General features: G+C 69.6%; 8 protein-coding genes. All 8 read left to right on the top strand.

The window, feature by feature from the left end; genetic code table 11:
- Positions 1-2 precede the first annotated feature (2 nt).
- The 8 genes from IRQ30_RS12375 (at position 3) to IRQ30_RS12410 (ending at position 9,285) form a co-directional block, all read left to right on the top strand.
- Positions 3-665: a hypothetical protein gene (locus IRQ30_RS12375; protein WP_193613148.1), complete on the top strand. Its 663-nt coding sequence runs from the start codon at positions 3-5 to the stop codon at positions 663-665.
- 191 nt (positions 666-856) lie between these two features.
- Complete coding sequence (locus tag IRQ30_RS12380) at positions 857-1,294, top strand: hypothetical protein (RefSeq protein ID WP_193613149.1); 438 nt, start codon at positions 857-859, stop codon at positions 1,292-1,294.
- A gap of 372 nt (positions 1,295-1,666) precedes the next feature.
- Positions 1,667-3,199, top strand: a complete 1,533-nt coding sequence (gene terL, locus IRQ30_RS12385) for a phage terminase large subunit (protein ID WP_193613150.1) — start codon at positions 1,667-1,669, stop codon at positions 3,197-3,199.
- Between the two features lie 44 nt (positions 3,200-3,243).
- Positions 3,244-4,842: a hypothetical protein gene (locus IRQ30_RS12390; RefSeq protein WP_193613151.1), complete on the top strand. Its 1,599-nt coding sequence runs from the start codon at positions 3,244-3,246 to the stop codon at positions 4,840-4,842.
- 2 nt (positions 4,843-4,844) lie between these two features.
- Positions 4,845-5,909: a phage minor head protein gene (locus tag IRQ30_RS12395; protein ID WP_193613152.1), complete on the top strand. Its 1,065-nt coding sequence runs from the start codon at positions 4,845-4,847 to the stop codon at positions 5,907-5,909.
- A gap of 525 nt (positions 5,910-6,434) precedes the next feature.
- Positions 6,435-7,733: a hypothetical protein gene (locus IRQ30_RS12400; RefSeq protein WP_193613153.1), complete on the top strand. Its 1,299-nt coding sequence runs from the start codon at positions 6,435-6,437 to the stop codon at positions 7,731-7,733.
- Positions 7,734-7,735: 2 nt separating this feature from the next.
- A complete protein-coding gene (locus IRQ30_RS12405) occupies positions 7,736-8,143 on the top strand; it encodes a DUF2190 family protein (protein WP_193613154.1) in 408 nt (135 codons plus the stop codon).
- An 11-nt stretch (positions 8,144-8,154) separates the two neighbouring features.
- On the top strand, positions 8,155-9,285 hold the full coding sequence (locus IRQ30_RS12410) for a phage major capsid protein (RefSeq protein ID WP_193613155.1): 1,131 nt from the start codon (positions 8,155-8,157) through the stop codon (positions 9,283-9,285).
- Positions 9,286-9,289 lie beyond the last annotated feature (4 nt).

The raw sequence follows: 9,289 nt of genomic DNA on the forward strand, positions 1-9,289 counted from the left end.
CCGTGACCAACGACAACGAGATCCCTCTCGGCCGGAGTTTCTTCATCGAGGTCATCTTCGCTGGGCTGGTGGTCTTCTCGATTGCCGTCACCATCGGGCTCGTGACCGGTGCCGAGACCGGATCGGTCGCAGACTGGGTCGCGGCGATCGGGACCCTCGCGGCCTTCATCGCGGCGATCATCGCTGCCCGCTACGCCGCCAACGTTGTGCAGATCGAGCGTCGACGAGATCGGCTCCGGGACGAAGCTCTTGAGAGCGCGCAGGCCGAGATGGTCGCCGTTTGGGGGGAGATCCAACAGGACTTTGCCGAGAGCGAGCGTCACTGGCTTGCGGGCGTGTCGAGCGCCAGGATGGTCATCTGGAACACGTCGCAGCTGCCGATCTACAACGTCGACATCTCCTCCACTGTCAGGTTGAAAGTGAAGGGCCAGCCAGAGCGGTCAGAGTCGATGCACGCGACTCCGCGGGTCATCGCACCAGGGGACAACTTCCATCTCAAGATCGTCGACCCGTTCGTCCCGATGTCGCGGGTCGGTTTCAAACTCGAACCGCACACGCCGTACACGGTCGAGTTCGAGATCACGGCGCTGTTTGACGACAACGCCGCACGTCGTTGGCGCCGCAAGGCCGAGGAGCCACTGGAGCGATACACGCCGCCTAGTTGACACCGGTTCTCAAATCGTGTGTCATGTCCTCAAGACCTCGCGACCCCAAAACCTGGCGGAGCGGGGTCTTCGTGCGTCCAGAGGGATGCACTGAAGACCCCCGGGGGCGACCACTGAGCCCCTGACGAGTTCGCAGCGCATGACTTCGCGAAAGACCTGCGGGCCCCGCGCTACTGCCCCATCATGTGACGGTGATCAGCCTCACCAGCATCGCCACCATCTCGACGATCCTCGGGGGCGCTGCCACCACGTACGCCGGTGTCCGCCGTGTGACGCAGAAGAACGAGCGACTCCGTGAGCGCATTATCCGAGACGTCGAACTCCTCAGCACGCTCCCGCCCGCGGCCGCGAGTAGGTCAGGCCTCGAGTCTCACATCGATGACTCCGTGCGGGCGCTCGTCACCCTCCAGGACACGCGAGCCGGCGCCAAAACTGACCCGTTCATCTTGATCTGGGCTGCGATCTTTCTCGGTCTCGGGGTCGGAGCCGGGTTCCTAGCAGTTCAGACCGAACTGCCCCTTGTCGTTGAGGTCGGCCTCTGGGGGTTCGCCGGGTTCGCTGGACTCATGTCGCTGGCCGCAACTGCTACAGCGCGAAAGTCGGAGAAGGACGACGACTCGAAGGACTAGGTGGGACAGGACGCGGCTGCCACCCAGCAGCGCCCGCGTCAGTGGCACCTCCAAGCCCAAGACCTCGCGACGCCAACGGCGGAATCCGCGGTGTCTTAGTCTGTCCGCGTTGGGTACGGGAAGAACCGCTCGCCGCCGACCCTGGGGCCGCTCCCTGGCGCTGAGACAGTCGAGTTCGGGATCTCAACGGTCCGCTCTGCGTGTCCCTCCCTCGCATGCCGTTCGCAGTAGCCGGTTCCCCTCACCAGCACGACGGCCGGTGAGGTGCTGGTGTTGTTGTCGACAAGGCACGTCAAGCACGCGCCGAGCTGTGCGTTTTCGGTCATGACCTGAGCGTGGCACCCGCCACCGACAGTCCGCCGGGAGGTAGTCATGGTCGCTTCCCCACGGTCCTGGGTCGACGACCTCGAGCGCGAGCTCACCGGCATCGTCACCGCTGACCCCGCCGCCGAGGAAGGGCGCTGGGCCACGCCCGGCACGCTGGCCGCCGAGCTCAACCCCAAGACCGTCCAGACCCCCGCGCTCGACAAGATCGACGCCGCGCTCGCCGAGCTGCTCGACACCCCCGACGGCCGGCTGATCATCACCATCGGCCCCCAGGAGGGCAAGAGCACCCGGGTCGCCAAGGACTTCCCCACCTGGGTCCTCAAGCACCGCCCCTGGACGAGGATCGTCACCGGCTCCTACGGCCAGACCCTCGCGAACCGCAACGGCCTCGCGATCCGCCGCACCATCACCTCCAACCCCCAGCTCGGGATGCGCATCGCCGCCGACAACGGCTCCGCCTCCGACTGGCAGCTCGCCGGGCAAGAGGGCGGCGTGGTGTCCGTCGGCATCGGCGCCGGCCTCACCGGCCGCCCGGCGGACCTGATGGTCATCGACGACCCGATCAAGGACCGCAAGGAAGCCGACTCCGAGAAGTTCCGCCAGAACGTCTGGGACTGGTGGACCGACGTCGCCTCGACGCGACTCGCGCCCGGTGCCCCGGTCGTGCTGATCCTGACCAGGTGGCACGAGGACGACCTCGCCGGCAGGCTCCTCGCCGCCGAGGACGGGCACCTGTGGAAGGTCCTGAACATCCCGGCCCAGGCCGACCACGACCCCGACAAGGGCGAGACTGACCCGCTCGGTCGGAAGCCCGGCGAATTCCTCGAGTCCGCCCGCCGCCGCACCCGCGAGCAGTGGGAAGCGATCAAGACCCGCGTCGGGTCCCGCACCTGGAACTCGCTCTACCAAGGCCGCCCCTCAGCCGTCGAGGGCAACATCGTGCTCCGCGACTGGTGGAAGTACTACCCGCGGCCGCTGTGGATCGTGCGCGACGACGGCGTGCGGGTCATCACCGAGTACGACGAGATGCTCGCGTCCTGGGACATGACGTTCAAGGACAAGGAGACCTCGGACTACGTCGTCGGCCAGGTGTGGATGCGCCGCGGCGCGCGCGCCTACCTCCTCGACCAGGTCCGCGGCCGCTGGGCGTTCGCGCAGACCCGCCGCGAGGTGAAGGCCTTCGCCGCGAGGTGGCCGCAGGCGGTCATGAAGCTCATCGAGGACAAGGCCAACGGGTCCGCGATCATCTCCTCGCTCGGACAGACCGTGCCCGGGATCATCCCCGAGGAGCCGTCCGGGTCGAAGTCCGCGCGGCTCGAGGCGGTGTCGCCGTTCATCGAGGCCGGCAACGTGTGGCTGCCCGACCCGACCATCGAGGGATGCGCGTGGGTGGGCGACCTGGTCGAGGAGTACGCCGGGTTCCCCCACGCCACCCACGACGACATGGTCGACACCGGCTCGCAGGCGCTGAACCGGCTCCTGCTGCAGCCGCTGCTCGCCGGCGGCGGTGAGGTCTTCGACGAAGAGGACTTCGACGACGAGCTGGCCGACTACACGATCGCGCCGTACGCCTCCTGACCAGCAGCGGTTCACGATTCTCGACCAGGAATGAGGCGGTGACCATGACGCTCGAGCTCACCGAGTCCCAGCCCGACGTCGGCCACCTCCTCGTCGAGCTCGGCGCCGAGCGCGAGATGAACGACCTCCTCGTCGAGGCGCTCTCCGACCTCGAGCTCGCCGCCGAGGACAAGGGCTGGCGCGTCGCATCCATGGAGCTCGACCGCGAGTTCTCCCGCGAGGGCCTCGACTCCGTCATCCGCAACTGCTCGGTCATGGCGATCGCGTCCCCGCTGATCAAGCGCGGCCTGCAGCTGCGCACCGGATACGTCTGGGGCCAGGGCGTCACCGTCGCCGCCAGGGCCGGCGAGGGCGCCGACCAGAACGTCAACGCCGTGGTCCAGGCGTTCTGGGACGACGACTCGAACAAGAAGGCCCTGACCAGCCCCGAGGCGCAGGAGCGGCTCGAGCGGAAGCTCGGCACCCAGGGGCAGGTCATCTTCACGTTCTTCCCCGACCCCCTGACCGGGCGTGTGCAGGTGCGCACCACCCCGCTCAGCGAGGTCCGCGACAGCGTCTCCAACCCCGACGACCGCGACGACGTGTGGTTCTACTTCCGCACCTACGAGGTCTTCATCATCGAGGCCGGCTACGCCATGGGCAGCACGCGACGCCGCAAGGAGACGCGCCGCGTCCTGCACCCGGCGATCGGTCACTGGCCGACGTCGCGGCCGCGCTCCATCGACGGGATCCCCGTGTTGTGGGACCAGCCGATGCTCCACGTGAAGGTCAACGAGCCCGACCACGGCAAGTGGGGCATCCCCGACGCGTACGCCGCGCTGCCCTGGGCCCGCGCCTACGAGGGGTTCCTCACCGACTGGGCCCGCCTGGTGAAGGCGCTGTCGAAGTTCGCCTGGCGCCTGTCCGGGGACAAGTCGTCGAAGGCACGCCGGGCCGCGGAGACCATGCGAGCGGCACTCCCCCGCCCCTCGACCCACGGCCTACCCGACCCCTCCGGTGAGGGCGGCGTCGGCCAGGTCGCCGCGTCGGGCCCAGGCACCAGCCTCGAGGCGATCCCGAAGTCCGGCGCCACCATCGACTCCGGGTCCGGCCGGCCCCTGGCCGCGATGGTCGCCGCCGGACTCGGCGTCTCCGTCGTCGACCTCCTCGCCGACCCCGGCGTCACCGGCGCCCGGGCCGTGGCCGAAACCCTCGACAAGCCCGTCATCCTCGAGATGAACGGCCGCCGCGGCCTCTGGGGGTCGGTGCTGCAGCAGATCCTCAGCTACGTCATCGACCAGTCGGTCAAGGCGCCCCGCGGCCCGCTCAAGGGCAGCACCGTGCGGGACACCCGCACCGGCAAGGAGACCATCACCCTCACCGGTGACGTCGAGCGCACAGTCACGGTCGAGTGGCCCGCCCTCAACGAGCTCGACCCCGTGAAGCTCGTCCACGCCATCGTCGAGGCCGACAGCACCGGCAAGCTGCCTCCGCTGGAGACCGCCCGCCAGCTGATGAACGCCCTCGGCGTCAAGGACGTCGACGAGCTCCTCGACGACATGACCGACGACGACGGCAACTGGATCGACCCCGAGATGACCGCCGGGCAGGTCGCCGTCGACGCCTTCAACCGCGGCGACGACCCCGCGGCCGCCACTCGCTGACGATGGCCGTCACCCGCCTCACGTTGCGCCTGGCGCAGCAGCTGCGGGTCGTGATCGACGGGATCCTCGACCGCACGGTCCGCGAGCTCGTCGAGGCGTGGGCCCGGGCGTGGCAGGTCATCGACGCCGAGTGGGTCGCCGCGATGGACGAGCTCGTCGAGATGTCGACCGACGGGCAGTGGCCCACCGCGGCGCAGGTGTTCCGCGCCACCGCCGCCCAGGCCGCGCTCGCGTCGGCCACCAGGGAGATCCTCGACCTGTCGGAGTTCACCGGCGTCACCGTCGTCGCGGCCGCGCGCGAGGTCACCGAAGAGGTCGCGGTCTGGCAGTCCCGGCTCATCGCGTCCCAGCTCCCCCGCACCGCCGCGGTCGGCGCGATGCTGCGCCCGATGCCCGACCAGGTGCTCGCTGCGATCGTGGAGCGCACCACCGAGCAGATCGAGTCCCGCCGCCAGCCGCTGTCGGTCGACGCCGCCGAGGCGATGAAGCAGGCCTTGGTCCGCGGCATCGTGGTCGGTGAGAACCCGCGGGTCACCGCGCGGCGGATGGTCGACCGGGCCGAGCACCGCTTCAACGGTGGCCTGACCAGGGCGATGTCGATCGCGCGGACCGAGGTCATGGACGCCCACCGGTCAGCGACCGCGGCCTACCAGCTGGAGCAGACCGACGTCCTGCGCGGCTGGGCCTGGCACGCGAAGCTCGACACCCGTACCTGCCCCTCGTGCTGGGCCAAGCACGGCACGGAGCACGAGCTCACCGAGACCGGCCCCGACGACCACCCGCAGGGCCGGTGCGCGCGGACGCCGCTGACGAAGTCGTGGGCCGAGCTCGGCATCGACCTCGACGAGCCCGACTCGCTGCTTCCCGACGCCCGGGCGAGCTTCGACGCTCTCCCCCGCGGCGACAAGCTGCGGGTCCTCGGCCCGGTGCGGCTGAAGGCGCTCGAGGACGGCGCGATCGGCTGGGAGGACCTGTCGGTGCTCCGTACGTCGGACGGGTGGCGCGACTCATGGGTCCCGGTGCCGGTGCAGGACGCGCGCCGAAGCCTGGTCAGCGTCGCGCGCTAGACCGTTCCGGGGAACGGCTGCTCGGGGGGCCGGTACATCACGGCCCGGCAGTCCGGACGGGCGCAAACGTACTCGGTGGGCGCGCCGTGGCCGGGGATCAGCGCGACGCCGGCCAGCTGCCAGGCGTGCTCACAGTCGGCGCCACCGGTCACTGTTCCTCGTCAGCAGAAGCACTCGGGATGCGCGCCAGCACCTCATCTAGGCGCTCGTGGAACTCGCGGTGACGCTTGACCGGGCCTCCGACAGCAGGTAGGAGAGCCCCACACTCGGGACAGGTGAGCCCCTTGGACGTCTCGTCGTTACGAGCCCAGTCCTGCGACGAAGTCAGCTGCACGCTGAAGTCCTTGTCGACCATCTGTCCTCACCCCACCGACGCGCCGGTGTCGACGTTCCACTGATGAGCGCAGTCCTGACACGTCTTCACCCGGAGTTCGGTCGAAGACGTCTCGGCCGAACCACAGTTCGGGCACGTCGCGAATTTCTCTGCCATCCGCCGAACGCTACCCGTGACCGGGAGGTCTGACCATGCCCAAGCTCCTTCAGGAGACCGGCCGCATCAGCGAGGCGGCCGCCGCCGAGGCGAAGTCCACCGGACGCATGCTGATCCAGCACATCTCGCCCGGCTGGGGCTCCTCCGGCTACTACTCCTCCGAGTGCCTCGAGCAGGCCGTCGCCGACGAGATCATCCCGGCCGGCACCCACATGTACGCCGACCACCCCACCGAGGAAGAGGCCCGGACGCGCCCGGTCCGCTCGATCAAGGACCTGATGTCCGTCACGACCGAGCCGGCACGCCTCGCCACCCAGGAGGACGTCGAGCGCGGCGCCGACCTCGGGGCCCTGGTCAGCGAGGTCGACATCGTGCCGTCCTACCGGCCGCTCATCGAGCACCTCAAGGACGCGATCGGGGTCTCCATCCGCGGCGACGGCGAGCTCGTGGAGGGCACCGCCGAGGGTCGCAACGGGAAGATCGTCGAGTCCCTGGCGCACGTGAAGTCGGTGGACTGGGTCACCCGCGCCGGCCGCGGCGGGAAGGTCCTCTCGCTCGTCGAGTCGGCGCGCGCCAACCGGCGCGCCATCGGGCACGGCCTGTCCGAAGCCACCGTGAACGACACCCGCGAGGCGCTGCAGACCGCGCTCCGCGACGCGTACGGCGCCGCGCCGGTCGACCGGTCGGTGTGGGTGTACGTCCGCGACTTCGACGACAGCACCGTCTGGTTCGAGGTCGAGGGGTCCGGCGCCAGTGACCCCGGCATCTACGGCCAGACCTACACCGACAGCGACGGCGTCATCGCGCTCACCGGACAGCGGGTCGAGGTCCGCGTCCGCACCACCTACGTCCCGGCCACCCGGCCGGACAGCACCACCCCCACCACCGAGTCCCACAAGGAGCACCTCATGGGAATCAAGCAGATCGAGGAGTCGGAGCTCACCCGACTCACCGAGGCAGCCGGCCGGGTGGACGCTCTCATCACCGAGAGCGCCACCAAAGACGCCCGCATCAAGGAGCTCGAGGAGGCGGACGCCGCGCGCGGCCGCACCACGCGCGCCACCGCGATCGTCGAGGCGCGGGCCAAGGAGGCCGGCGTCACCTTCACCCCCCGCGAGGTGAAGGGCTTCCTCGCCGACATCACCCTCACCGAGGCCGGTGAGCTCGACGAGGCCGCGTTCACGACCCTCGTCGACGAGGACGCCGCGGCCCGCAAGGCCGACGGCGGCGCCGGCCAGGTCCGGGGTCACGGCAGCAGCGTCACGGAGGGCGGCAGCACCGTCACCCTCGCCGACATCGACGAGGCCCTGGGCCTCGAGAAGACCGGAGCCTGATCATGTCCAAGAACTGCGTCTTCGCCGGGGAGAGCCCGGCCCTGTCGCTGCCCGTCCCGGCGAACACCCGCTCGGGTGACCCCGTGAAGGTCGGCGGCATCATCGGCGTCTGCGAGACCGACCGCACCGAGGTCGTCTCCGGCAAGCAGTACGGCGGTGTCGGCAACCCCGACGGGTACGCCTCCGTCGCCCCTGACGGCACCTACTCGCTGCTGGTGCCCGAGGTCGTCGCTGCCGCCGGAACGGCGATCTACATCACCGCCGGCAACGCGCTGACCACCGTCGCCGGTGGCAACACGCTGTTCGGCCACACCGTCCCCGTCATCCAGCGGGGCGTCGCCACGGGCGCCACCAAGGCCGTCGACTCCGGAACCCCGGGTCGCGTCAACGTCCGACTCGTCCGGATCTGAGGAGACCCACGATGACCAAGACCCTTCTCGAGATCGCCGAGTCGATCTCGACCGAGACCAAGGGCACCTCGCCCGCGGCTCACCGCCGTCGCCTGGCCAACAACCCGGCGATCATGCAGGAGGCGCTCGGCATGGCGCGCCTCATCACCCACGTCCGCGAGGGCTCGAAGCGCGCCGCGCTGGAGCTCAACGAGGCGCTGACCACCTCGGACCTGGCGCAGTTCGCGTCCGGGATGCTCATCGACCGCGAGATGCTACAGAACTACGACGCGCTGCCCACGCAGTGGCCGAAGTTCCTGACCCCGACCACGCTCAAGGACTTCAAGCCGAAGTACATGAGCCAGCTCGAGCTCGGCGCGCAGGTCTTCAAGGACGTCCCCGAGCGGACGGCCTACCCGATGGCCGAGGGGCCCACCCTCGGGGAGTACCCCATCCAGGGCAAGAAGACCGGCCTCCTGTGGGGCTTCTCCTTCGAAGCCCAGGTCAACGACGACCTGGACCAGCTCCTGCTGGTCCCCCAGCAGATGCCGCAGATGGCCGTCGACACCGAGGACGACCGCGGGCTGCGGCTCCTGATCAACCTCGAGACCGGCGCGCTGAACACCGCGTTCTTCAACGTCGGCAACGCCAACATCGGCACGCTCGCGCTGACCGCGACGAACCTCGAGAACGTGCTCACCGCGCTGCGCACCAAGCGGGACCCGAAGACCGGGGCGATCATCCCCGCGGGCACGCTGCAGCTGGTCGTCGGCTACGCGCTGCAGACCACGGCCGAGCGGATCCTGAACGTCGACCGGATCCAGATCTCGAACGGCGCCGGCGGCTTCACCTACGCGCCCAACCCGCTCAAGGGCAAGTTCGAGCTCGTCGTCAACGAGAAGCAGGTCGGCTCCTCGTGGATCGTGATGCCCAAGCCGGGCACCGCGCGCCGCGCGCCGTTCTGGTTCGCCCGCGTCCGGGGCTACGAGAAGCCCGACTTCCGCTACAAGGCCGACCAGGGTCGCGCGATCGGCGGCGGGGACCTCGTCCTCACCGACGGGTCGTTCGACGACGACACGATCTGGTACCGCGGCCGCCACATCATGGGCGTCGCCCACGGTGACCCGACCCTGACCTACGGGTCCGACAACAGCGGCGTCTGAGGAG

The organism is Nocardioides lijunqiniae (assembly GCF_015024225.1).
Lineage (GTDB): Bacteria > Actinomycetota > Actinomycetes > Propionibacteriales > Nocardioidaceae > Nocardioides > Nocardioides lijunqiniae.